The sequence below is a fragment of the Okeania sp. SIO2C2 genome (assembly GCF_010692625.1).
GTDB classification, from domain to species: domain Bacteria; phylum Cyanobacteriota; class Cyanobacteriia; order Cyanobacteriales; family Microcoleaceae; genus Okeania; species Okeania hirsuta.
The window spans coordinates 1-25906 of the sequence record NZ_JAAHGM010000014.1 but is presented as its reverse complement, the minus strand read 5'-3'; the positions used below and the strand labels follow the sequence as shown (position 1 = coordinate 25906).

Annotated in this window: 18 protein-coding genes; 12 read left to right on the top strand and 6 right to left on the bottom strand. The window is 38.3% G+C overall.

Features of this window, described 5'->3' with window-relative positions; translation table 11 throughout:
- The first annotated feature begins 138 nt into the window (after positions 1-138).
- The 9 genes from F6K18_RS13850 (at position 139) to F6K18_RS13810 (ending at position 4751) form a co-directional block, all read left to right on the top strand.
- Complete coding sequence (locus tag F6K18_RS13850) at positions 139-384, top strand: HNH endonuclease (protein WP_287521592.1); 246 nt, start codon at positions 139-141, stop codon at positions 382-384.
- A gap of 78 nt (positions 385-462) precedes the next feature.
- On the top strand, positions 463-708 hold the full coding sequence (locus tag F6K18_RS13845; protein ID WP_287521590.1) for a hypothetical protein: 246 nt from the start codon (positions 463-465) through the stop codon (positions 706-708).
- A 34-nt stretch (positions 709-742) separates the two neighbouring features.
- Positions 743-880 (top strand): hypothetical protein, encoded by a 138-nt coding sequence (locus F6K18_RS13840; RefSeq protein ID WP_287521591.1) that lies wholly within the window; start codon positions 743-745, stop codon positions 878-880.
- Between the two features lie 78 nt (positions 881-958).
- Entirely contained in the window at positions 959-1204 is a 246-nt protein-coding gene (locus F6K18_RS13835) for a hypothetical protein (protein WP_287521590.1), read from the top strand.
- A 34-nt stretch (positions 1205-1238) separates the two neighbouring features.
- Positions 1239-1496 carry a cytotoxic translational repressor of toxin-antitoxin stability system gene (locus F6K18_RS13830; protein ID WP_287521588.1) on the top strand — a complete coding sequence of 86 codons (258 nt, stop codon included), beginning with the start codon at positions 1239-1241 and terminating at the stop codon, positions 1494-1496.
- Positions 1497-1549: 53 nt separating this feature from the next.
- Positions 1550-3136, top strand: a complete 1587-nt coding sequence (locus tag F6K18_RS13825) for a glucose-6-phosphate isomerase (protein ID WP_287521586.1) — start codon at positions 1550-1552, stop codon at positions 3134-3136.
- Between the two features lie 364 nt (positions 3137-3500).
- Positions 3501-4175 carry a response regulator transcription factor gene (locus tag F6K18_RS13820; RefSeq protein ID WP_287521584.1) on the top strand — a complete coding sequence of 225 codons (675 nt, stop codon included), beginning with the start codon at positions 3501-3503 and terminating at the stop codon, positions 4173-4175.
- Positions 4176-4316: 141 nt separating this feature from the next.
- Complete coding sequence (locus F6K18_RS13815; RefSeq protein WP_287521582.1) at positions 4317-4511, top strand: hypothetical protein; 195 nt, start codon at positions 4317-4319, stop codon at positions 4509-4511.
- Positions 4512-4517: 6 nt separating this feature from the next.
- Positions 4518-4751: a hypothetical protein gene (locus F6K18_RS13810; protein ID WP_287521580.1), complete on the top strand. Its 234-nt coding sequence runs from the start codon at positions 4518-4520 to the stop codon at positions 4749-4751.
- Positions 4752-5696: 945 nt separating this feature from the next.
- Here F6K18_RS13810 and F6K18_RS13805 read toward each other — a convergent pair.
- The 4 genes from F6K18_RS13805 to murC all read right to left on the bottom strand — a co-directional run bounded on the left by F6K18_RS13805 (position 5697) and on the right by murC (position 10867).
- Positions 5697-6173, bottom strand: a complete 477-nt coding sequence (locus F6K18_RS13805; protein WP_287521578.1) for a low molecular weight protein-tyrosine-phosphatase — start codon at positions 6171-6173, stop codon at positions 5697-5699.
- Between the two features lie 1091 nt (positions 6174-7264).
- Positions 7265-7615 (bottom strand): YbaB/EbfC family nucleoid-associated protein, encoded by a 351-nt coding sequence (locus F6K18_RS13800; RefSeq protein ID WP_287521576.1) that lies wholly within the window; start codon positions 7613-7615, stop codon positions 7265-7267.
- 577 nt (positions 7616-8192) lie between these two features.
- Entirely contained in the window at positions 8193-9164 is a 972-nt protein-coding gene (gene murB / locus F6K18_RS13795; RefSeq protein ID WP_287521574.1) for a UDP-N-acetylmuramate dehydrogenase, read from the bottom strand.
- 74 nt (positions 9165-9238) lie between these two features.
- Complete coding sequence (gene murC / locus F6K18_RS13790) at positions 9239-10867, bottom strand: UDP-N-acetylmuramate--L-alanine ligase (protein WP_287521572.1); 1629 nt, start codon at positions 10865-10867, stop codon at positions 9239-9241.
- 1217 nt (positions 10868-12084) lie between these two features.
- On the opposite strand from murC, the gene F6K18_RS13785 reads away from it, so the two are divergent.
- The gene (locus tag F6K18_RS13785) at positions 12085-13104 is read left to right on the top strand and encodes a type I glyceraldehyde-3-phosphate dehydrogenase (RefSeq protein ID WP_287521570.1); all 1020 of its coding nucleotides are present in this window, start codon (positions 12085-12087) and stop codon (positions 13102-13104) included.
- Positions 13105-13162: 58 nt separating this feature from the next.
- On the opposite strand, the gene thiL is transcribed toward F6K18_RS13785, so the two are convergent.
- The gene (gene thiL, locus F6K18_RS13780) at positions 13163-14188 is read right to left on the bottom strand and encodes a thiamine-phosphate kinase (RefSeq protein ID WP_287521568.1); all 1026 of its coding nucleotides are present in this window, start codon (positions 14186-14188) and stop codon (positions 13163-13165) included.
- 934 nt (positions 14189-15122) lie between these two features.
- On the opposite strand from thiL, the gene F6K18_RS13775 reads away from it, so the two are divergent.
- Positions 15123-16820: a TrkA family potassium uptake protein gene (locus tag F6K18_RS13775; RefSeq protein WP_287275667.1), complete on the top strand. Its 1698-nt coding sequence runs from the start codon at positions 15123-15125 to the stop codon at positions 16818-16820.
- 623 nt (positions 16821-17443) lie between these two features.
- On the opposite strand, the gene F6K18_RS13770 is transcribed toward F6K18_RS13775, so the two are convergent.
- Positions 17444-17743, bottom strand: coding sequence for a hypothetical protein (locus tag F6K18_RS13770; protein WP_124143570.1), 300 nt, complete (start codon positions 17741-17743; stop codon positions 17444-17446).
- 1190 nt (positions 17744-18933) lie between these two features.
- On the opposite strand from F6K18_RS13770, the gene F6K18_RS13765 reads away from it, so the two are divergent.
- Positions 18934-25906 (top strand): non-ribosomal peptide synthetase (locus F6K18_RS13765; RefSeq protein ID WP_287521567.1); only part of this gene is annotated, 6973 nt, incomplete at its 3' end.

The following is a 25906-nucleotide window of genomic DNA, read 5'->3' as shown; positions in this document are numbered from 1 at the left end:
GACTTCCTATTTCTGACTTTCCGTTTATCATGCTGCACAAACGAGGGCAGGGATAATGTTAGTATTTTAATCAACTATTAACTGGTGATATAATCATGCTGAATTAACAAAAATTAGAGATTTAATCAGAAATAAATTATGAGCAAAACTCCCCGAATAAACATTCCTTTAGCAGTCAGAAAATATGTATTCGAGCGCGACCGCTACCATGGTAAAAGTTGTGGTAAAACTACTAGAAAAACACAACTTACTATAGACCATATTATTCCCCTAGCTAGTGGTGGTAGTAATGATATTAGTAACCTACAAACCCTCTGTAGTAAATGTAATCAAAAAAAGAAACATAACTTTGACCCACGATTCCAACGGAACTTCAGTAACTAAAGCCAAAAAAAATTATTCCATCCCCGAAAAATCTCAATTTTTGAGTAAAATGGAACCGGATTAAATCAGGATAAATATATGGTAAATTCAAAAAGAATTAACTTTCTTAAAAGTAAGTTGTACTCTCTAATAAGTAGAATGTCTGATCTAGACCTAGAAAGAGGTTGGGAATATTTACAAACACTTTATTATGATAGCTTAATGCTACAAGCTATTCAACAATCTAAAACAACTCATAAACCAGGAGATATATTAACCAAAGAAGAAGCCATACAAATATTGTATTTTGACCGAGAAGATAGTCAAACTAAAAATAACCAATAATAATAAATTAAGATATAGAAAAAATAATATTATTGTGAACCTAGAAGTGCGTTATGCTCGGTCTTTTGTCCAAGACCTAAAAACTTTAGAAACTGCCGCCTACCAAAAAATATATGATTTTGTTTTTCTCAAATTCAGTCAAATAAATTACTTACAAGACTTCAGTAACTAAAGCCAAAAAAAATTATTCCATCCCCGAAAAATCTCAATTTTTGAGTAAAATGGAACCGGATTAAATCAGGATAAATATATGGTAAATTCAAAAAGAATTAACTTTCTTAAAAGTAAGTTGTACTCTCTAATAAGTAGAATGTCTGATCTAGACCTAGAAAGAGGTTGGGAATATTTACAAACACTTTATTATGATAGCTTAATGCTACAAGCTATTCAACAATCTAAAACAACTCATAAACCAGGAGATATATTAACCAAAGAAGAAGCCATACAAATATTGTATTTTGACCGAGAAGATAGTCAAACTAAAAATAACCAATAATAATAAATTAAGATATAGAAAAAATAATATTATTGTGAACCTAGAAGTGCGTTATGCTCGGTCTTTTGTCCAAGACCTAAAAACTTTAGAAACTGCCGCCTACCAAAAAATATATGATTTTGTTTTTCTCAAATTCAGTCAAATAAATTACTTACAAGAACTACCAGAATTAAGACAACTTGGAACCAGCGCTATTTTCTACAGATTTACTGTGGACAAATATCTGATTGGTATAGAAGTAACAGGTCAAATTCTTAAATTTATCCGTATTTTACCAAAGCCACAAATTTAATATTCTAAACTATAGATAGCAGACTAAAAAAAACAAAAAATACAGTAATTTTTATGGAATCAAAAGCACTCTGGCAACGCTATATTAACTGGCTTTATTACCATGAAGGATTAAAATTTTATGTTGATATAAGTCGCATTAAATTTGACAATTCTTTTCTAGAAACAATCAAGCCAAAATTTGAAAAAGCTTTCCAAGATATAGAGCAATTAGAAAAAGGAGCGATCGCCAACCCAGACGAAAACCGGATGGTTGGCCACTACTGGCTGAGAGCGCCGGAACTTGCGCCCACCCCCGAAATCCAACAAGAAATTGTCCAGACTATCGAACAGATTGAGACTTTTGCCAAGAAAGTCCATAGTGGAGAAATTAAACCTCCCAATGCCCCCAAATTTACAGATATTCTCTCCATTGGTATCGGTGGTTCAGCTCTCGGTCCTCAATTTGTAGCCGAAGCTCTGAGTCCCAATGACCCACCAATGCAAATACATTTCATCGACAATACCGATCCTGCAGGTATTGACCGCGTACTCTACAAATTGAAGGGTCGCCTCAACAGTACCCTAGTCATAGTCATCTCCAAGTCAGGCGGCACCCCAGAACCTCGCAACGGAATGATAGAAGTCAAAGCAGCTTATGCTGCTCAAAATCTAGACTTTGCTTCCCACGCCGTCGCAACTACCACCCCCGATAGTAAACTAGGTAAAATTGCCAAATCTGAAGGATGGCTAAATATTACCCCCATGGCAGACTGGGTAGGGGGACGTACTTCTGAATTATCCTCCGTTGGTTTACTACCAGCAGCATTGCAAGGAATTGACATCCAGGCTATGTTAGATGGGGCAAAAGAAATGGACATAGCCACTCGCAAACATGATATTAAAGGCAACCCCTCTGCTTTATTAGCTTTGAGTTGGTATGCGGTAGGTAACGGACGAGGGGAAAAAGATATGGTAGTTCTCCCCTACAAAGACAGTCTGCTAATGTTCAGCCGTTATTTACAGCAGTTGGTCATGGAATCTTTAGGCAAAGAAAAAGACCTAGATGGTAATATAGTCAACCAAGGTATTGCAGTTTATGGTAATAAAGGTTCCACAGACCAACACGCTTATGTACAACAGTTGCGTGATGGTGTACCTAATTTCTTTCTTACCTTTATCGAAGTTCTAGAAGACCGTCAAGGTATTTCTCCTGAAGTAGAACCAGGAGTAACCTCTGGTGACTACTTATCTGGTTTTCTACAAGGTACTAGACAAGCACTTTATGAAAATCAGCGAGATTCTATTACAGTTACAATACCGAAAGTTAATCCTAAAAATGTAGGAGCTTTAATTGCTCTTTATGAGAGAGCTGTGAGTTTTTATGGCTCTCTAGTTAATATTAATGCCTATCACCAACCAGGAGTAGAAGCAGGTAAAAAAGCTGCGGCCACAGTGCTAGAGTTACAACAACAGGTAGTAAATGTCCTCAAGCAAGAGGTTTCTCCCCTGTCTTTAGAAGAAATTGCCCAAAAAGTAGGTGCTGATGACAAAATAGAAATCATCTATAAGATTTTGCGCCATTTGGCAGCTAACCAACAGAATATTGTTTTTCATGGAAATCTTGGGCAACCAGTTAATTTAGCTGTAAGCTATCAGTAGTATTAAGTATTATAGGTATTAATTTGGCCTAGAGCATTAGGGTTGGTTATTGGACTCATCCAGATTGTGCAGCAACAGATATAGTTTTTACTCATGGACTAGAGAATATAGTAACTCAAGGACTCTGGGACCCGGAAATAGCCTGTAAAGTAAGTTTGTGGGTGCTTTCTGACCTAAGATAATAAGTTGCGTTGGACAGCAACCCACATAATTATAATCTTGGGAAGTCTACGCCGTACATCCAGGTTCAGCACCATGAGAATGTCACTAGGAGATAACTTCACAAGCACAAAAATTTAGTTACTAATAGTCTGGGTATTTCCCTACTCCCAATGTTTATTTGTTCCCCTATTCCCATTAAACAATGCCCTTAACAATTCTTGTAGTTGATGATGATTTGGGAACTCGTTTGTGTGTTGGTGATTACCTGGAGATTTCTGGTTACTTGGTAATCAAAGCTGAAAATGGTCAACAAGCTTTAGATTTATTAGAGAAATCTCAGCCCCATCTGATTATTACTGATATTGTTATGCCAGAAATGGATGGTTATGACCTGATACGACAAGTTCGGTCGCGTCCAATTTTTCGTTTATTGCCTGTGATTTTTTTAACTGCTCGTACAAGTACAGAAGAACGAGTAAAAGGCTATAACTTGGGGTGTGATATTTATTTACCAAAACCTTTTGAATTACCAGAGTTAGGAGCAATAGTTCGGTCTTTGTTGGAGCGGTCTGCTCTTATTGCCCAAGTTTCACCTACATTTAACCAATGTCCTCAGACAGAAAAGCTATCCAAATCACATTATTCAGAGGCAGTATCTCAGTCAGTTATTACTAATGCTCAGATTAGTTTGACTGAGCGAGAACAACAAGTTTTGAGTCTTTTAGTTAATGGTCTTTCTAATGTTCAGATTGGCGATCGCCTACATTTAAGCCATAGAACTGTTGAAAAATATGTCAGCAGTTTATTTAGAAAAACCAATACCAATAATCGAGCTGAATTAGTTCGTTTTACTATGGAAAATTACTTGAATAATTAATTTTAAATTTAGTTAGTTTTAGTTGATTTTTGGCCTGGGGGGGCGACAAAAGGGTTAAAAAGCCTTCAAAATAAAGGATTGACCAAAACATGATAGAAAAAGATGAGCCTAGATATTGTTAACAAGGCTGATTTAATAATAATGAATAAACTACCCTCACTCTACCACAAACACATAGAAAATCAATTAACCTGGAATATCTGGGTCATGTTAAAAATTTTAATTGCCCTACTTCAAGAAGATAGATGGGTGCGTTTGGAAACTTTGGCTAATCAAGTACCAAAATATATTAAATTTGAGAGTCGTCGCCGGGGTTTACAAAGGTTTTTATCTTGAGAACGAATGAAGTTTGAAACTTTATGGTTTCCGGTTATAAAGGATTGGATTAATCAGAATTTTAAAGAAAGCGAACTGTTACATTTAGTTATAGATAGAACTCAATGGGGCGTGGTAAATTTGTTAGTTATCAGCCTGGTTGATCACCGTCGTAGCATACCAATTTACATCACCAACTTAGACAAAAAAGGTAACAGCAACTTCTCAGAGCAACAAAAAGTATTATTGAGAGTATTATAGCGGTTTTCAGATTATAGAAAAGTAATTTTAGGAGACCGATAATTTTGTAGCATGGAACTAGCTGAATGGTTAAAAGGTCAAAAAAAGACGTATTTTTGCTTGAGATTAAAAAAAAGCTTATACATATAAACAGAAAAATAATTGTGGATAGCTCTGAAAGAATTAGGAATAAAACCGGGTATTTCTATGTAGTTACAAGGAGTAAAAATAACTAAAGCTCGCGGGTTTGGAATAGTGAATGTTGTCGGTAAATGGAAAGGAAAATATTAAGGTAGTACAGTAAAAGAAGCCTGGTTTATTCTCACAAATTTTGCTGAATTAAATGCTCCAATAATAGCTTACCAAAAACGAATGGGCATCGAATAAATGTTCAGAGATTTTAAGAAAGGAGCCTATAACCTGGAAGAAAATTAAGTCCAAGGAGAACGATTAATTGCGATAAAATTATTAATTACTTTAGCTTATTTTCAATGCCTAATTGCAGGAGAAAGAATTACTAAAAAAGGAGTAGTTGATTATGTGAATCGCCGGACTGAAACTAAAAGAAAATACCGACGACACAGCCATTTTTATACAGGAAATATAGGTCAAGCTTGGCTGAATTCTTGAGAAATTTTTGCAGAAGAAGTAGAAGAAGTGATGACCAATTGTCTGAGGCATCGACTCAATTATCAGAGAGGAACAACAGCTGCAAACATTGTCAAATCAGCTTTTTCGCGTTTTATGTCACCCTCCCAGTTTTTGGCAAAAAATTCAGAGTAATACCACGTCCGGTTGAATACTTATAAATAAACTACGGAGTCCCCAGGACTCAGGCAGGGGAGCCGTCCGATTGGTGACGTACAGGAGTCAGGAGCAAAGAAAGAAGAAGAAAGAGGAGGAAAAGGAGAAAATTTTTTGATCACTAATTATGCGGACATGATATAATTAGGCGTTCATCCATAGCTATTTTTTTTGATTAATAATATACTCTAACAGTCCCTCACAAGCATCTAAAAGTATTTCAATCACATAGTCAAATCCATCCTGACCACCATAATAGGGATCGGGAACTTCCTGCACATCAAAATACCTACAAAAGCCACACATTAATTTGACTTTATCCTGATACTTACCAGCAGTATCTAAGCGTAGTACATCCCGATAATTATCCTTATCCATTGTTAAGATTAAGTCAAAATCATCAAAATCTTCTACTTGAAATTTACGAGCTGCACCTTTAAGGGTAATTCCTCGCATCTTAGCTGCATAAGTCATCCTAGAATCAGGTGGACTACCTATATGATAGCCTCCTGTACCAGCAGAATCACAAACTATACGACCGCTCAAATTAGCTTTTTCTATTAGATGATTCATGATATTTTCTGCTGATGGAGAACGGCAGATATTACCAAGACAAACAAATAATAATTTATATTCCATAAATTAATCAAAAATAGGTAATCTTGAAGAAGGAAAAAGGAAAAAGCAAGAAGGAAGAAGGAAGAGGATAAGAAAGTTTTTTATCGCTAATATCAAGCCTGATTAATTAATCATAAAAATTTATCTAAATGATTGAAATAATTACTTTAGCAGTAGTCTTCTGAAAGAAAAATTTTTGTTTCAAGCCTCCCTTTTTAAGGGTATAAAAAACGGTCGTTAGCGCAGCTTCCCGAAGGGTGGCATGGGGAGGAGACCCGCTCTTGCAGAGCCGCTCCGCTAACGCCATATCCAATCGACTAAAAGAAAGAGAATATTCCTTATTTGACATCTCCAGGGGTTGAAACACCCTGGATTCTGTAGTAAATCTACCGCAAATGGGATAAATCCACATTTGCTTAAGCCTGTCAACAGACTCCTAAACTCCTCGGCATAGACCGAAATCTAGCTGTGAGTTTACTTTTTTTTGTTAGCTTTCACGAGTGGTTTGACTCGCACTGGTTGGAGCAATCTTCTCGCTGCTTTAGCTGCCTGCTTGCTTTTCGGTGCCGAATGCGGAGCTAACAGCCGTCGTAGGAAATCAAGTCCCCGTCTCCTGTCCGCCGGAATTTCACCGCAAAGCGCGGTCTTTGGGGGCGACAAACCTTGTTCTTACTTGCTATTTCTAGTATACCAGGCTTTTACTCCGGGTTGAAACCCGCGTGTCGTTATTCAACCAGGGGATAAATCCGCCTGGCTAACTTCCTCCCGTTATTTTTTTAGGTTTTAAATAAGGTTTTCCTACGGAATGCTGCGCAAACAGCTAGAGGTACTGAAGTCCGAAGTCCCTCCGGAGGAGACTAACTGAAATGACAATTTTATAAATATGATTAAGACTAGGATACAGGTTAGTTATTAGTCTACGATACATTGGTTCTTAACTTAAACCTGCCCTAGCTATTAAGACTTAAATTATCAAAATAATTGGGTCGCGTAACCCCGCCTTTTAAGGCAAAATGTTTTTGGAGGCTTGCTCAAATACCCGTTACAAAAACAACTTCTGACTTCTGAGTTCTGGCTTCTGAGTTCTGACTTCTGACTTCTGACTTCTGACTTTATGAAAGTCCAGGTATATTTAAACCACCTGTCAAATCTTCCATGCGCTCGCGCATAGTAGCAGTAGACTTACTATAAGCGTCTTGCATTGCTACTGTCACCAATTCAGAAATTACTTCTGCCCCTTCTCCTAGTGCATCAGGTGAAATTTCGACTCGCCGTGGTTCTTGGTTTCCACTCAAAAAAACCTTGACTAAACCACCACCTGCTACCCCTTCAACCTCTAATTTATCGAGATCTTCTTGAAGTTGTTTAGCTCCTTCTTGAACCTGTTGAGCTTTTTTAAAAGCCTCTGTTAGTTCTTTCATTTTACCTAACCCGAAGCCAAAGCCTTTTCCTGATTGTGACATAATTATTACTCTTCTATGGTAAGTCTTATTTGTTATTTGTTTGTTGCCATTAAATTATTAGGTCTCTAATAATTTATGCAGCACATATTTTAATTCTTCTAGATTCTCAATATATTTATACAGAATCTAGTTAGATTTTGTGCTTTAGTAGGAGCCGATCAAAATGCGCACCTACCTTATATATAATATCATGGCATCTTTACATAAAAATCATAACACTGCAATAGATTTTTAGTACCTAATTAAATTAATAATTTGACGAACCTGCCATTTCAAGCCCTAATTTATTCAAGATTTCCCAATACCATAATTGGTAATAATATTAGTTAAAAGCTGTTTATAGACCATCGACTTCCTAAAATATAGTAATTAATTCAGAAGGTGGGGAATCTGAAAATCATACCAATTTTAGTGACTATTACTAATTGAAACCTGATAGTAATTTACTTGTAGTTAGAAATCTGAATAATTAACAGAAAAACTCAGTATTTAAAGTTGATTTATCCGTTTTGTGTACCTAATTTGCACTTAACTAGATTGTTTAACTAGCTAGAAGCACAGGTTAAGTGTACTGGTATTATAAAGTTGCTGCTCCTGAAAAATCTCCGATCATTTTTACCTCTGGTTTTAATAAAAAAGACCATTGCTTTTCCACCTGTTCTTGAACATGATATATCAATTGGAAAATATCGTTAGCCGTAGCTCCCCCACAATTAAGAATAAAGTTTGCATGACGGTGAGCTACCTGGGCCATACCTATTTGATAACCCTTAAGACCAGTTTGTTCAATTAACCAACCAGCAGCTTGTGGCCCAGGATTGCGAAAAACACTACCACAACTTGGTAAATGATAAGGTTGGCTAGTCTTGCGCTTGTTAAAATTTTCAGAAGTGATAGCTGTCACTAAAGCAGGACTTTCCCCTGATTGTAACTGAAAAGTAGCTTGAGCCACCAAAATAGACTTACCTTGTAGCCTAGAATGGCGATAGCTGTATTCCAAATCTTGAGGAGACAGAATTTCTATCCGACCATCAGGCAACATAACATGGGCATTAACTAATATATCAGCTATACATTTTCCTTGTGCCCCAGCATTCATTACCACAGCACCACCAACAGTACCAGGGATACCGACAACCCACTCCAAACCTTGCCAACCCATTCTAGCTGCCTTCCAAGCAATACGTGGTAATGATTCACCAGCACCTACAGTGAGAAGACCTGTTTCCTGTTCAAAGTTAATGTGACGGAGGTTGCGACTACTAATCACCAACCCCGATAAACCACGATCGCTCACTAACATATTGGAACCTGCTCCTAGCAAAGTAATTGGTAGTCCTTCAGAGTGAGCAAACTGAAAACTTGCTTGTAATTGATCTAATTTTTTTGGTGTGACATACCATTCAGCAGGTCCTCCAACTCGGAAAGAAGTCAGAGGAGCTAAAGGAACATTAGACCTAATTACACAATCTGTTCCCAGTAGTGGAATAGGTTTATATTGTGGCCTTTGAGCTGAACTAGCTATGTTATAAGGGAGAGTCATTGTCATAACTAATACTTGAATTATCGTAATTTTAAAGATAAAGATATTGTTTAAGAGTTAGCTAACTCAACTGAATGTTCCTATATATAAGCTGTTTCAATAGATACAACCTGATAGTGAGGTTTTTGATAATATGCCATAACCTCTGGAATAATTTTATTGAGGTTGCCAGCACCGAGAAATATTGCCAAATCTCCTGGTCTTAAGACTTCATTTAAAAATCTACTTACTGATTCTAAAGATGCTTGATAGTAAACCTGTTGATGATAACCAGAAATTGCTTCCGCTACTTGTTGGCCAGTAATTTTACCCAATGGCGATTCTCCTGCACTGTAGATATCAGTAACAATTACCATATCAGCATCATTAAATGACTTAGCAAACTCTGAAACAAAAGCTTGAGTACGACTATGACGATGAGGTTGGAATATAGCAACAACTCTTTGGATCGGTGATGAGTTATTTTGTTTTGTCAAAGATAAACTTGTTGTAGATATGTGAGATTTTGTAGTCACTTTTTGACTGTTTTTTCGTAAGCGAGCTGCAGCTAAAGTTACGCTAACTTCACTAGGATGATGAGCATAGTCATCAATGAATACAATACCATTGCACTCTCCGCGATGTTCAAATCGACGATGAGCACCTTCAAATTTAGCGATCGCCATAGCAATAGCAGGAAATTCTAAACCTAGTAACCTGCCTACTGCTACAGCAGCTAAAGCATTACTTAAGTTATGTTTACCCAATAACCCCAACTGTAACTCTCCCAGAATTTGGCCTCGCTCCCAAACACGAGCTAAGGTAAAATTAGATTGATAATCTACACAATCGACTGTATAATCTGCATTATTATCTGAGTTAAGACTATAGCTAATAGTTGGCTGGAGGAAGTTTTTGACTGTAGAACAATCTATACAACCTACCAAAGTTTGACAATTTTCTTTAAATACCTTGAAAGTTTCGACTACCTGTTCTAAACTTTTATAATGATCTGGATGGTCTAATTCAATATTTGTTACTACACCAATGTGTGCAGACAATTTAACCAGAGACCCATCTGATTCATCTGCTTCTGCGACTAGATAAGTACTGTTACCTAAACGAGCATTACCTTCCCAAGCATCTACTTCTCCACCAATAACAATAGTGGGGTCTAAACCAGTTTCTAGAAGCATAAATCCGATGAGACTGCTAGTTGTAGTTTTGCCATGAGTTCCTGCTACAGCTATGCTTTGATATTCTTGAATTAGAGCTGCTAATAGATCCGAGCGATGTAAAATGGGACATCCTAGTGCAATTGCAGCTTTATACTCAGAGTTTGTTGTATTAATTGCTGTTGAACAAATTACTTGTGGAAGTTGAGAAATTTCTTGGTTATCCTCCATCCTACTATTGTGTTTTTCCGTCATTAATCCTTCTGTATTTAGACAGAGATCGATAGGGGATAAATTTAAGTTTGAGTCGTTTGACGGAGATACATTTTTCTCTTGAGAAAAATGTTGAAATAATTCTAAATTTTTAGCATCTTGATCCCAAAATATATGGGTTCCTATTGCTTGCAAACGCTTTGTTATATGGCTTGATTTGAGATCCGATCCATAAGTTGGTAAATTGCGTTTGGCTAAAATGTAAGCCAAAGCTGACATTCCGATGCCTCCAATACCAATAAAATGAAACGGCCTACCACTGAAATCAACATATATAGACATTAATTACTCCTTATACACCACACTGCGCCCGTAACACGCGATATCATACCAGGATTTTTTTTTTTTAGATAGAGTCTAGCAGTAATTTACCAAAAATACTGGTTAGTTTAGTTAATCAGCTCTATTACTTGTACTTGTAATGGAGTTTGTTTTCTATCAAATCTTTACCCACTGGCCAGTCTTTTTCCGGATATACCTCGAAAAATTAATCAAGGATAAATTATCAGGATTTTTTACAAAAGAATAAGTATTTATAGAACCTAACTAGACAAAATAAATTATGAATTATCATTCACAGTTTAGATTGCTATTCAAGCATTAGTTGTTAGTCAGTAACTTGTTGTCCAATAACTAATGAGTTACTAATTCTGACTTACTTAAATTTAGAAGCAATGTTTTGGTAAAAATCACCCATATAGTTAGCACTCAAGCATAGACTATTGAGCCAACAAAATTTGTTATGAATAACTTACTATAAAACTATTTAACAAAAGTTTTTTATTCGCTTCTATATTTCCTTACTACTTAAACTGTCTCAGGACTGATTAGTGGAGCAGAAAAATTTTTCTACTTCAATATTGACTTTTGACTTTTATGTTTTTGACTTTTGACAAAAAAATCCTCACAAGTTCTATACCCCATCCACATAGGTTCCTTTATACAACAAGCTGTGAACAAAAACTTAAATTTAATGCCATAGCTAACTCGATTAATGGCAGGGATCGTAATTAACCTACAAAAAAATTATTAAATTACCATTTTGCTGTATGATAATGGTCAAGATTAATTTTCTTTTAAGCTCTCCTTATCTAAAATTCATATCACTTCTGAAAAAGTTAGGGATCTGAGATGAAGGTAAGGTAGAGTTTAAGCCTGAAATCAATATCTGGAACTACCAAAAAGCACCCAGTGGGGCAGCACGGGGCCTGGCTCAATTAAATAGCAGTCAGCAGTCAGCAGTCAGCAGTCAGCGGTCAGCATTAGGAGTTTTTTTACGCCCTAGTCGAGGATTTCAACCCCGACTCAACCATCCGGCGCATTAGTTGCCGGAGTATAAACCCAAGGTCAAAAAGCTGATAGCTGTTTGCGGAGCATTCCGGTACGGAAAATGCTGAAGCGCTGATAGCTAGTTAACACTGAAACTGGATTAATTCAGTATTTAAAACTGTCAAAAACTTTAATTATACATGATTATTGCTGTTGTTAGGAGGTAAAAAGTGATTAGAGTTGCTATAAATGGTTTTGGACGGATTGGACGAAATTTTTTACGTTGCTGGCTCACTCGTACAGATAGCCAACTTGATGTTATTGCTATCAATGATACTTCCGACCCCAAAACCAATGCTCACCTACTAAAGTACGATTCAATGTTGGGCACATTAAAGGGTGTAGATATTAGTGCGGATGAAAATTCCATCACAGTTAATGGTAAAACAATTAAGTGTGTATCTGACCGTAATCCTTTAAATTTACCATGGGCAGACTGGAATATCGATCTAATTATTGAGGCTACAGGTGTATTTGTAACTGAAGAAGGAGCCTCAAAGCATTTACAAGCTGGGGCAAAAAAGGTTTTAATTACTGCTCCTGGTAAAGGTGGAAAAGTTGGTACTTTCGTGGTAGGTGTTAATCATCAAGATTATGAGCATGATGATTACGATATTGTCAGTAATGCTAGTTGTACAACTAACTGTCTAGCTCCAGTGGTCAAAGTGATAAATGACAACTTTGGCATTATTAAAGGTACAATGACTACAACTCATAGTTACACTGGGGACCAACGTATTTTGGATGCTAGTCACAGAGATGTACGGCGGGCCAGAGCAGCGGCTGTAAATATTGTGCCAACTTCTACAGGTGCAGCTAAAGCAGTAGCTCTGGTAATTCCAGAAATGAAAGGTAAGTTAAATGGTATTGCTATGCGGGTACCTACTCCTAACGTTTCTGTTGTTGACCTTGTAGCTCAAGTTGAGAAAAATACTTTTACTGAACAAGTTAACGAAGTTATACAAGAAGCTGCTAATGGACCAATGAAGGGTATTATTGAATACTGCGATCTGCCTTTAGTTTCTTGTGATTTTCGTGGTCATGATTCATCTTCTATTGTAGATGCTAGTCTGACAATGGTTATGGGTGGTGATATGGTGAAAGTTATTGCTTGGTATGATAATGAATGGGGTTATAGTCAGCGTGTTGTAGACTTGGCTGAAGTTGTGGCACAGAAGTGGCCTGCTTAGTGTGTCTGAGTTTTCACTCTCTGGCAATTGAGTTAAAAACCCAAGATAAATAATTTTTTCAAAAATGTTGAAATGTTTGGCTAAGTGTAAGTTGCTCGTTTGGGTAAATTCCTTGGCTATCTATTAATAAGATGTCGGTGTCGTCTGTGGTTGTACCTACTATGGCTGCACCGACTCCAATTTTTTTGACTAATTCTTGGCCACAAATTGGAGGTAAGCATAATACTAGCTCGAAATCTTCTCCTCCATAGAGTGCCCACTTTAATGCTTGTTCGGGTGAGACAAGTTTAGTTAAAGAAGAAGGAATGGGAATTTGATTGCGATCGATCTTAGCTCCGACCTGAGATGCTTGACACATCTGAACGATCGCATCTGCTAGCCCATCACTACTGTCCATTCCTCCTACTAAGACCGAGTTTTGGTTCTTCTCTACACTATTAGAACTATTTAAAGATAAGCAATTCCATAAATTTGTTAAAAGATCGAGCCTTGGTCGAGGACGTTGATGAGCTAAAATTAGGGAAGAACGTTCTGCTTCTGTGAGAAATTCACCTAGTTCTGGATGCAGTAATAATTCTAACCCTGCTTTTGATGCTCCATGTACTCCAGTAGCAACGATCGCATTTTGGGGTTGACAGTTTGAGCGCAGAATAGTTTGTGAAGGTTCAATTTGTCCGAAAGCAGTAATTGAGATAGTACGGATAGGCGATCGCACAATGTCTCCACCGACTATAGGAGTATTATATGGTTGTAGACATTCAGAAATTCCTTGGTAAAGTTTTTCAACCCAAGTAACGGGAGTATCGCCAGTGAGACCGAGTGCGATCGTAATACCAATAGGGAATGCACCCATTGCTGCGAGGTCGGATAAGTTGGCAGCAGCGCTACGCCAACCGACATCTTCAGGGGAAGTGGTGCGATCGCTAAAATGTACTCCATCAACGAGTGTATCTGTTGTAACTACTAATGATTTGTGGGGTTGAATTGGCACAATAGCAGCATCATCCCCAACAACTTCTGTGGGGCAAAAACGGTGTAATACCTTTAAAAGTCCTTGTTCACTAATATCTTTAACTGTGGTCATGACAATCTATACTATACTGCAGTTATATTTATAATTCAAACCTACATATCTAATTACTTTTGAAAGTCTAAAATTTCTCAATTATTTGTTTTTATATCATGCTTGGATAATTACCGATAGAAAAATACTTTGTTTTTAGCTATAGGAGAATATGTATTCAGTAATTATCTGCAAACTTACTCTTTAAATCATCAGTATCATCAGTATCTGTAGTTAATTTACAAGTTTTACCTAAATCAAGGTTGTCAAGAATAAAGAGAGGATCTAAGTCTATTTCTCCAGAATTGAGAAATAGTAAAATAAAGTGTATTAAATCTATAGTTATTTATCTAAATTTCTAGAAACTAAAAGTTAGATTAAACAATAAGTTTTGCTACCTCTATACTGAAAATAGATTTCAGATAGCAATTTTGAATTATTAGCTTCTATTGCCTTTTTCCAGAATATTTTGTAAGTAACATAAAAAGGCTTTATATCAGCTACTTATATACTTTCAATCATGTGCATAATTTTGATAGTAATTATACACTATATTCTTCAAAAAATATAATCATTCAAAAAAAATTTTTTCTCGATGAAAAATCAATATTGCTTTGACATATTTGTTCTTTTTTTGTTAGAATATGAATTATTAGGGAGATTGATTAGTTTGAAAAATAGCTGAATTTAAACTAATTTTTGTAACTCACTAACTAAAAAGAATGATTGTCAAAATTGAATGATTGATAAAAATTAAAAAAAAACATTAATTTTTGTGTCAAAAAATCAAGATAAATCAATAAAAAGAATGACTATTGACAAAAATCAAAGATAAATATTAGCAAAAAAACAGTGTTGTAAGTTACATTTTTTTTAGTATAAATAATAAATGATAGTTTATAGTACAAACTAAAAGATGACTTCTTAACATTACTTTAATAAGTTTCCCGATCTAATGAAACCTAGAATAATAGTCTGTGGCTTGGGTCGTACCGGCTACAAAGTATTCCGTTTATTAAGACAGCAGGGTGCAACAGTTGTAGGTATAAGCGATCGCCCACTCCGTGGAGAGGGTACAGAGATTATTGTCGGCAACTTTCGTTCAGCATCTACCTTATTGGCAGCAGGCATTCAAAGCGCTCATACTCTGGTTTTAGCAGGGAAAGATGAGTCTGTTAATTTGGCCGTCTTAATGTTAGCAAGAATTCTCAATCCGAAAATTCGGATTATCAATCGCCTATTTAATACAAGTTTGGGCGATCGCTTAGACCACACTCTAACCGATCATACAACAATGAGTGTGTCAGCTTTAGCAGCTCCAGTGTTTGCTTTTGCAGCTTTAGGAAATCATGCTATTGGCCAGTTACACATATACAATCAGACCTGGCCAATGCGAGAAGAATTAATCGGTCATAATCATCCTTGGAAAGGTCGTAAACTGAGTTCTTTGTGGGACGACCGCTCTCTAATGTTGATCTACTATATACCAGTGGCAGATCCAATAGATTTAGTCTCTGCTGTAGTAGAAGAGCGGGAGTTACAGGTAGGAGATCGTCTGATTATTTCTAGCAAACCAAAGCTGCGAACTCGCAGACAAAATTTAGTTTATTACTTATTCAAGATATTTGGCAGACTCAGGCAATTTCAGCGACACAGTAAATCAGCAGTAATTCTCAACTTGGCTCTTTTAGTAACTGTGTTATTCTGCACTATTACTTATATTAGCATAAATCTGAATAACAGCTTTGTTGATTCTCTCTACTTTACAGTTGGGATGATTACAGGAGCAGGGGGAAATGAAAAAATAGCCGAACAAGCACCAGGCAGTATCAAAGTATTTACTTCGATAATGATGCTTGTAGGAACGGCGATCGTCGGTATTTGTTATGCGCTGCTGAATGATTTTGTATTAGGTACTCGCTTCCAAGAGTATTGGGATGCTGCCCGCATACCACTAAAACAGCATTATATTATCTGTGGGTTTGGTGGCATTGGTTTACATATTGCCGAGCAACTGATTGGTAGTGGGTATGAAGTAGTAGTGGTAGAGCGTAACCCTAGCTGTAGATTTCTCAGTACTGCCAGGTCTATGAAAATTCCTGTAATTGAGGGAGATGCCAGTTTATCTACGACTCTAGAAGTTGCCAATATTGAAAAAGCTGAAGCACTTTTAGCTGTAACTGGTAATGATATTGTTAATTTAGAAATTGCTCTGAGTGCCAAGGGACTTGTTCCTAAAATCACAGTTGTGGTGAGAAGTCAAGACCCGCACTTAGCTCTAATGGTGCAACAGGTTTTTGAGTTTGAGTCTGTACTTAGTCCCACAGAATTAGCTTCCCCTGCTTTTGCAGCAGCAGCTATCGGCGGTAGAATTCTTGGTAATGGGATTACAACAGATAGTTTGTGGGTAGCGTTAGCCACTTTAATTACACCGGGACATCCTTTTTGTGGAAAAATTGTTCAACAAGCAGCTAGCAGTGCTGATTTTGTACCTTTGTATATAGAAAGCAACGGTAAAGAAATTCATGGTTGGGAATTGCTAAATGCGACTCTGAATTCTGGTGATGTTTTGTACTTAACGATGCCAGCTAATAGATTAGACCAACTCTGGAGAGATGCACCTATACAACTAATAAGTAATGCTGTTAAATAGTTTAATTCTCCACCGAATAGATTGGGAGGTTTGCAAATATGTCATTTTTATTCTCCTGGGTTTTAACTCAGGAGTTTTCAACTTTTAGTAATTAATTAAGTGGGTAGGAAAAATTATAGCGCTGTGCGCAGGCAACAGCTCCGGAAAGCAATAGCTCCGGAAGGGGGAATAAATTGCCGATAATATAAGATTTTAGCTATTTGACCCCTCCTGCAATTTGTAAATATACCAGCGCTCATTGCTATACTTGTTTTGTATTATTTATAGAAGAAGGAAGAAAGAAGGAAAAGTCTTACTTTGTCTGAGTTTTAAACTTTTGAACTGTCTTAACTGTTCCTTCCACTACTATATTATATGCTCAGTATTCAAGTATATTTTCTGTTCCTTATTTCTAACTCTATTAAATGTTAAATTAATTTAACATATACATTAAAAGCGTTGGTGATGCGTGGCTATAACTGTGCTTTAATGGCAATTATCTAACTATTAACTGAAAAGCATTTTATATTTGGCGAAATTTAGGTTTCATAGCTTGATTCACCAACGCCACATTAAAAATCCCCGTGACTTTAGTCCTGGGGGTAGTCAAAAATACTCTGTAATTAGTTGTAGCTAAATATCAGTTATTTAAACTTAGAAACTGCACTATCAAAGGCGTTGTGCAAATCATTCCAAGCCTTTTCAAAACCAACTTTTACATCTCCCCATGCTTGTTCGCTTGAGTTTTGTAGTTCCTGAAATTTGGTTTTGACTGCATCACGCTTAGTAGACAATTCTTCTATCTTTTTGTGATAATTAATTGCAGCATCAGCTTTAGCTTGTTTTGCTTTGGCTTTCATTTCATCAATTTGAGCATTAAGTTTATCAATTTGAGCTTTGATTTTAGCTTCGTAGGCTTGTTTTGTTTCTGGTTTATTTGCCATAATTATGACTCGATATGGTTTAACTAACTATTAGCATTTTCCGTACCGGAATGCTCCGCAAACAGCATTCCGGACTGAAACACTTTTTGATTAAAAACTATTTTTTCTAAAAAAAATAGACTAATACTTTGACTTCTCAAACAGATTTAAAAGTTGGCTAATTGCCAGAACAACTAACTCTGATTAGTTAATTGGGCTACTAAGAATCTGAAAGAATATATATTGTCTATTTTATTTATGTATGATTGTAATAATTGCTCTGGTTGTTGTCAACAATACATCACAATATATAACGATATGTCAAGATTTATTTTATTCAACCTCTAAATAAATTAAATTGCCCGATATGAATATAGATTTAGTTATATCCCTAGAGGTAATGTGCTTTTCATGTTAACATAAAAAGCTAGGCTATTTTTAAATGTTTCCATAGTGATATTGGGCTAGAGTTTAACGAAGTTAGAAGTCAGAAGTCAGAAGTTATTTTTGTAACGGGGATTTGAGCTTCGCTCCAAAAATATTTCGCCAGTCAAGGCGGGGTTTTAAACCCATATTATTTTGATAAGTATATTTAGATAACATAAATCAGTCCTCTTGGGGTTCTGTAGAAAATATCCTAGAAAAAACAATATGGGTAAGATTTTGAAACTGTTTATCTGTTTTAATTGTGTTGATAAATGATTCATAATTGCGGTAAAACGGTTGACCAAGCGCTGAAAAATGAAGCTTAAAACCCACATTCCGCACTTCAATTTTTAACATAAAAATTAGTATAAAATCCGTAGCTTGCTTAGGTATTTATATTATCATTTTCTTTGTGGGTTTAATACCCCACCGTCTACACGGTGTTCAAAATTACTTGGGGTGAGAATCCCCATGTAATTTTCCTCCTGTCTCCTGTATCCTGTCTCCTGTCTCCTTCTTCAAATAAATTATCTTAATTTACCTTGATCGGGAGTCAAATTATCAGTTAAATATTAAGCATAAATACTTGCTGAATCCTTGACCCCTATTGACCACTATAATTTTCTTCTTACTTCTTATTTCTTATTTCTTATTTCTTACTTTTGACTTATTTTTTATCCTTTAAAGGAGAGGCATTAAATCTTAATTAATTATTCGGTAAAAAACTCAAAGTCCATTATAATCTCAAAAGAATATTGCTATTTTAACAATAAAAACCAGGGTCTATGGGATTGAGTCAATATCAAGAAAATTATAAGTTTTTAAGAGAGTGGAACAAGACTGCCGTAGATTACCCTCCAGATATTTGTCTGCATCAATTGTTTGAAGCGCAAGTAGAACAAACTCCGAATTCTGTAGCTGTTGTGTTTGAAGAGAACCAACTAACTTATGAAGGCTTAAATCAAAAAGCCAATCAACTAGCTCATTACTTGCAGCATCTGGGGATAGGTCCAAACGTATTAGTAGGAATTTGCCTTGAGCGATCGCTAGAGATGGTTATAAGTCTTTTGGCCATTCTCAAGGCTGGGGGAGCTTATATTCCCTTCGATCCGGGCTATCCTCAAGAACGTTTAGCCTATATGTTCTCTGATTCTCAAGTGTCAGTGGTTTTGACGAGTAAGACCTCAGCTCCAACATTGCCTGACAATCATGCTCGCCTCATTTACTTGGATAGTGATTGGTCAAACTTTGCTCAAAAATCTCAGAAAAATCCACTCAGCAAGGTCAATAGTGAAAATTTAGCTTATACTCTCTACACATCAGGCTCAACTGGAAAACCCAAAGGAGCGATGAACTCTCATCGTGGAATTGTCAATCGCTTGCTCTGGATGCAAGATACTTATCAATTGACCGACTCAGATCGAGTTCTTCAAAAGACCCCATTTAGTTTTGATGTATCAATTTGGGAATTTTTCTGGCCATTGTTAGCTGGGGCAAGATTAATAGTGGCTCGACCAGATGGTCATAAAGACACTGCTTATTTGGTTGGCCTCATTATCCAGGAATCGATTACCACATTGCACTTTGTCCCATCAATGCTGCAAATATTTCTGGAAGATCCTACCTTAGACCAATGCAACTCGATCAAGCGCGTGATTTGTAGTGGGGAAGTGTTGCCCGTTGCCACCAAGCAGCGATTTTTTGCTCGTCTGGAGGCAGAATTACATAATCTTTACGGTCCTACAGAAGCAGCTATTGATGTTACCTTTTGGAAATGTCAACCAGAGGGCAATAGGACTAGTGTTCCTATAGGTCGCCCCATTGCCAATACTCAGATTTATATCCTCGACTCCGAGCTGCAACCTGTTCCCATCGGTGAATCGGGAGAAATACATATTGGCGGAGTGGGGGTAGGGATCGGTTATCTCAACCGCCCTGAGCTAACGGCACAGAAGTTTATTGATCACCCTTTTAGCGATCGACCAGGGACCCGACTCTACAAGACTGGTGATTTAGGTCGTTACTTACCTGATGGCAATATTGAATATATTGGTCGTCTCGACCATCAAGTTAAGATTAGAGGATTGCGGATTGAACTCGGAGACATTGAAGCCGCACTTGCCCAACACCCTGATCTCCGGCAGGTTGCGGTGATTGTTCGAGAACACCAAGCAGGGGATCAGCGCTTAGTTGCTTATGTTTGCCCACAAAAAGGTAAAATCCTGACTTCAGTTGAACTGCGCCACTTTCTGAAACAGAAGTTACCAGACTACATGGTGCCTGGCAGTTTTGTGATGCTAGAAGCTTTACCCTTGACACCTAGTGGTAAACTTAATCGCCGTGCTTTACCTGTTCTTGGGGCTTCAAACTTAGTTCAGGAAACCCGTTTTGTTGCCCCCCGGGATGCAATGGAACAGCAACTAGCGCAAATCTGGTCAGAAGTTCTCGGTATATCTGCGATCGGAATCCATGACAAATTTATTGAGTTAGGTGGACATTCCTTGTTAGCCACCAAAATTATTGGGTTAGTGCGCGCACGTCTCCAAGTAGAATTACCCTTGAATCGCTTATTTGAGTGTCCCACAGTTGCTGAGTTAGCCAAGGAGGTTCTTCAGGAAGGAGGTTTAACTATTGTACCACCCCTACAACCGATTTCACGAGAGCAAACCATTCCTTTATCTTTTGCGCAAGAACAACTGTGGTTTCTTAATCAGTTAACGCCAGAAGAACCAGTATACAATGAAAGCTTGACCATTCATTTAGGTGGAGATATTGATATTCCGGCCTTGGAAATAGACGCGGGGACGGGGGGACACGGAGATGCGGAGACGGGGGGACATGGAGACGCGGGGACGGGGGGACATGGAGACGCGGAGACGGGGGGACATGGAGACGCGGAGACGGGGGGACACGGAGACACGGAGAGATTGATTTTCATCAATGGTGGTGAAAATTTTTTCATCAGGACTGCCTTGGAAAAAAGTTTAACGGAACTGATCCGCCGCCACGAAATTCTGCGAACTACCTATCCACTGGTTAATGGTCAACCCTGCCAGAAAATTCAGCCACCATCTACATTTACTTTACCAATAGTCGATTTGCGGCAATGGTCAGAAACCGTACGAGAAAGAGAAGCACTGCGTATCGCCACCGAACAGCTTCGTCAAAGATTTGACCTCAATCGAGGCCCCTTGCTGCGAGCGACTCTAATTCAGCTTACTTCAGACAGCTATCGACTCTACTTCGCTATTCATCATATTCTGATAGATGGCGAATCATTGAGCAAAATAGTACAAGAATTAGAAATTATTTATACGGCATTCTCTCAAGGTTTACCCTCACCTCTGCCAGAATTAACTATACAGTATGCTGATTTTGCGGTTTGGCAACGCCAGCGGTTACAGGGAGAAGTTCTCTCCCATCAGCTTGCCTACTGGGAGAAAAAACTGGAAAATTCACCTCAGTTGCAACTTCCCACAGACCGTCCCCACACCCCAGAAACCACTTTTGCCGGTTCGCGGGTTTGTTTTACACTCTCAAAAGATTTAACCGAAAAGCTCAAAGCTATAAGTCGCAAAGAAGGTGTCACTTTATTTATGACCCTAACGGCAGCCATCAAGGTCCTGCTTTATCGCTATTCGTCCCAAGAAGATATTGTTATTGGCACTGTCACCTCCCAACGCAACCGACCGGAGTTACTTGGGGTCATGGGAGACTTTCTTAATACTTTAGTTGTGCGTAGTGACCTTAGTGGGAATCCCAGTTTCCTAGAATTGTTAAAGCGAGTCCGAAATGTCATTTTATCTGCTTACGCCAATCAAGATGTGCCGTTTGAGCAGGTAGTCAATGCTGTTCATCCCGATCGCCAGGTCAGCAAAAATCCCCTGTTTCAGGTAATGTTTGTACTTCAGCCGCCTTTAACTGATGATCAAAGAAAGGCAGAAGGCAGAGAGCAGGAAGCATTCGGGATAAATCCCGATTCCGTTCGCGTAGCGTCTCCGCAGGAGAAAGGCACGAGCCTTCTGGCGACAAAAGGGAGCAAGGGTTTCAAACCCCCACTGAACTTCCGTTCAGTGGCTCCCGTTCATTCGGGGTCAGAATCCCCGACTGAAGGGAACCTTCTGCCTTCTGCCTCCTGCCTTCTGCCTTCTCAAAAGTTGGGATGGAAGGTCAGCCAGTTAGAGGTAGATTCGGGTTGCTCAAAGTTTGACCTCACTTTTAATTTAGAGGAACGACCAGAGGGAATGATCGGGGCGATCGAGTACAATACCGATTTGTTTGATGCTGCAAGTATTGAACGGGCGATCAGACATTTGATGACTTTACTAGAGGGAATTGTTGCTCATCCGGAAACTTCCATTGCTCAATTGCCTTTGTTGACTGAAACTGAACGTCATCAGTTATTAGTGGAGTGGAATGATACGGCTGTTAATTATCCCCATAAGTGCATCCATCAGTTATTTGAGGAACAGGTGGAAAAAACACCCGATGCAGTGGCAGTGGTATTTGAAGACCGACAATTAACTTATCGGGAATTGAATAGTCGGGCGAATCAATTAGCTCGTTATTTGCAAAAGTTGGGGATTAAACCAGAATCTTTGGTAGGGATTTGTGTAGAACGTTCTCTTGAGATGATAGTAGGATTACTGGGTATTCTGAAAGCTGGTGGTGCTTACATCCCCATTGACCCAACTTATCCCAGTGAGCGGATTTCCTATATGTTGGAAAATTCCCAAGTTCAGGTTTTATTGACTCAGAGTCATTTAAAAATTACTTTACCTGAGTACCCAGGGCGAGTGATTGCTTTAGATTCAGATTGGGATGTTATTGCAACTGAAAGTGAAGAAAATCCAATCAGTGGAGTAACGCCAGATAACTTAATTTATATCATTTACACTTCCGGTTCCACTGGTAAACCAAAAGGTGCTGGAGTTTATCATCGAGGATTTACTAACCTAGTCAATTGGTTCAGCACAGATTTAGAATTTACAAATAGCGATCGCGTTATGATTATCTCTTCTGTTAGTTTTGATTTAACCCAGAAGAACTTTTATGCCTCACTTATTGTGGGAGGGCAATTGCACTTATTACCATCGCCCTATTACGATACTCAGTTAGTTAGTAAACTCATAGAACGGCATAAAATCACCTGGATTAATTGCGCCCCTAGCGTATTTTATCCCCTCGTTGAATTAGAAAACGAATCGAACTTCCTAAACTTACAATCATTGCGCTATGTCGTTTTAGGAGGTGAACCGATTTCCGTATCACGACTCTGGAGTTTGTTACAGTCAGTTGATTTTCAAGCCCAAATTATCAACAGTTATGGTCCAACAGAATGTACCGATGTATCTACTGCTTATCGGTTAGAAGATCCAGCATCCTTTTTGGGAAAAGCAATACCCATCGGACGACCTATCTTTAATGTTGAGCATTTCATTTTAAGCGAATCTCTTCAATTGTTACCTGTTGGTGTGGTGGGGGAACTTTATATTGGCGGAGAGGGTGTTGGCGCAGGATACCTAAATCGCCCCGATCTCAATACGGAACGCTTTTTGAGCAATCCGTTTAAAGCGGGTGCGCGGATGTACAAAACTGGGGACTTAGCTCGTTATTTACCCGATGGGAATATTGAGTATTTAGGACGCATTGATAATCAAGTCAAAATTCGTGGTTTCCGCATTGAAATTGGGGAAATTGAAAACGTTTTAGAAAAACATCTCCAAGTCGAGCAAGGTGTGGTGATTGCACGAGAAGATACTCCTGGAGATAAACGTCTGGTGGCTTATATAGTTTCCGGTAAATCTCAACTAAGTATTAACGAACTACGAGAGTTTATTAATACTCAGTTACCCGATTATATGATTCCCAGTGCTTTTGTCTTCTTGGATGCCTTACCTTTAACTCCGAATGGAAAAATCGATCGCCGTGCTTTACCCGATCCCGAACCTTACAATTTCACCGATGAAAGCAATTTTGTTGCCCCGCGCAATCAGGTGGAGTTGCAACTGGCTGAAATCTGGTCAGAAGTTCTCAATATTTCTCCCGTTGGAGTTCGCGATAACTTTATTGAATTAGGGGGACATTCGCTGTTAGCTACCAAAATCATGGCACGAATGCGCGATCGCTTCGGGGTAGAATTACCGCTAAATTGCTTATTCGAGTGTCCTACAGTAGCAGAATTAGCCAAAATTGTTACCCAGGTAGCTCAAGAAGAGCGAGCGAATCCTTTGCCATCCCTGGAACCAATTTCACGAGAACAAACCATTCCTTTATCCTTTGGTCAAGAACAATTGTGGTTTCTCTCCCAATTAGCTCCCTCGGAACCGATCTACAACGAAACTTTTACCATTGATTTCGGTGGGGATATTAATATTCAGGCATTATCAAAAAGTTTGACAGAACTGATCCGCCGTCACGAAATTCTACGAACTACATTTAGAGTCGTCAACGGACAGCCAGTTCAGGAGATTCATCCGCCATCAGCTTTGACTTTACCCGTCGTTGATTTGCGCTCCTTGTCAAAAACAGAAGGAGAAACTCAAGCGTTGCGAATTGCCACCGAACAACTTCGTGATCCTTTTGATCTAGCCAAAAACTCCTTGCTGCGAGCCACTCTGATTCAGCTTGCGGAAACAGATTATCGGCTCTACTTGGCTGTGCATCATATTGTGGTGGATGGAGAATCTCTCACCAGTATATTTTTGCCGGAATTGGAAACCATTTATACTGCATTTTGTCAAGACTTACCGTCACCTCTAGCAGAGTTAACTATCCAATATGCAGACTTTGCAGTTGGGCAGCGACAGTGGTTACAGGGAGAAATGATTTCCAATCAGCTTGCTTACTGGGTGAAACAACTGGAAAATTTACCCCAACTGCAACTTCCTAGCGATCGTCCCCATACGCCAGAAACTACTTTTGCAGGTTCGCGGGTTTGTTTTATACTCCCAAAAGATTTAACTGAAAAGCTGAAAACTATAAGTCGCAAAGAAGGTGTCACATTATTTATGACCCTAGCGACGGCAATTAATATTCTTCTTTATCGCTATTCGTCTCAAGAAGATATTGTCATTGGTACTGTCACCTCCCAACGCAACCGACCGGAATTGCAAGGAGTCATGGGAGACTTTCTCAATACTTTAGTTTTGCGGAGCGACCTCAGTGGGAATCCCAGTTTTCGAGAGCTGTTAAAGCGAGTCCGAAATGTCATTTTATCTGCTTACGCCAATCAAGATGTGCCGTTTGAGCAGGTTGTCAATGCTGTTCATCCCGATCGCCACGTCAGCCAAAATCCCCTTTTTCAAGTAATGTTTGTGTTTCAACCACCTTTAACTGATGATAAGTTGGGATGGAAAGTCAGCCAGTTCGAGGTAGATTCGGGCAGCTCAAAGTTTGACCTCACTTTTAATTTAGAGGAACGACCAGAGGGAATGAGCGCGGCGATCGAGTATAATACCGATTTATTTGATGTCACAACTATTGAACGGGCGATCGGACATTTGATGAGTTTATTAGAGGGAATTGTTGCTAATCCAGAAACTTCTATTGCGCAACTGCCGTTGTTGACTGAAGCTGAACTTCATCAGTTATTAGTGGAATGGAATAATACTCAAGCTGAATATCCCAAGGATAAGTGCATTCATCAGTTGTTTGAAGAACAAGTAGAAAGAACACCGGATGCAGTGGCGGTAGTATTTGAAGACCGACAATTAACTTATCACCAGTTAAATTGTCAAGCTAATCAACTAGCGCATT

What these genes read in the sequence shown, in the direction of transcription:
- F6K18_RS13775 (WP_287275667.1), top strand. Translation starts at nt 15,123, where the DNA reads ATGAAACCTAGAATAATAGTCTGTGGCTTGGGTCGTACCGGCTACAAA.
- F6K18_RS13845 (WP_287521590.1), top strand. Translation starts at nt 463, where the DNA reads ATGGTAAATTCAAAAAGAATTAACTTTCTTAAAAGTAAGTTGTACTCT.
- murB (WP_287521574.1), bottom strand. Translation starts at nt 9,164, where the DNA reads ATGACAATGACTCTCCCTTATAACATAGCTAGTTCAGCTCAAAGGCCA.
- F6K18_RS13770 (WP_124143570.1), bottom strand. Translation starts at nt 17,743, where the DNA reads ATGGCAAATAAACCAGAAACAAAACAAGCCTACGAAGCTAAAATCAAA.
- F6K18_RS13835 (WP_287521590.1), top strand. Translation starts at nt 959, where the DNA reads ATGGTAAATTCAAAAAGAATTAACTTTCTTAAAAGTAAGTTGTACTCT.
- F6K18_RS13825 (WP_287521586.1), top strand. Translation starts at nt 1,550, where the DNA reads ATGGAATCAAAAGCACTCTGGCAACGCTATATTAACTGGCTTTATTAC.
- F6K18_RS13805 (WP_287521578.1), bottom strand. Translation starts at nt 6,173, where the DNA reads ATGGAATATAAATTATTATTTGTTTGTCTTGGTAATATCTGCCGTTCT.
- murC (WP_287521572.1), bottom strand. Translation starts at nt 10,867, where the DNA reads ATGTCTATATATGTTGATTTCAGTGGTAGGCCGTTTCATTTTATTGGT.
- thiL (WP_287521568.1), bottom strand. Translation starts at nt 14,188, where the DNA reads ATGACCACAGTTAAAGATATTAGTGAACAAGGACTTTTAAAGGTATTA.
- F6K18_RS13820 (WP_287521584.1), top strand. Translation starts at nt 3,501, where the DNA reads ATGCCCTTAACAATTCTTGTAGTTGATGATGATTTGGGAACTCGTTTG.
- F6K18_RS13810 (WP_287521580.1), top strand. Translation starts at nt 4,518, where the DNA reads ATGAAGTTTGAAACTTTATGGTTTCCGGTTATAAAGGATTGGATTAAT.
- F6K18_RS13850 (WP_287521592.1), top strand. Translation starts at nt 139, where the DNA reads ATGAGCAAAACTCCCCGAATAAACATTCCTTTAGCAGTCAGAAAATAT.
- F6K18_RS13800 (WP_287521576.1), bottom strand. Translation starts at nt 7,615, where the DNA reads ATGTCACAATCAGGAAAAGGCTTTGGCTTCGGGTTAGGTAAAATGAAA.
- F6K18_RS13815 (WP_287521582.1), top strand. Translation starts at nt 4,317, where the DNA reads ATGAATAAACTACCCTCACTCTACCACAAACACATAGAAAATCAATTA.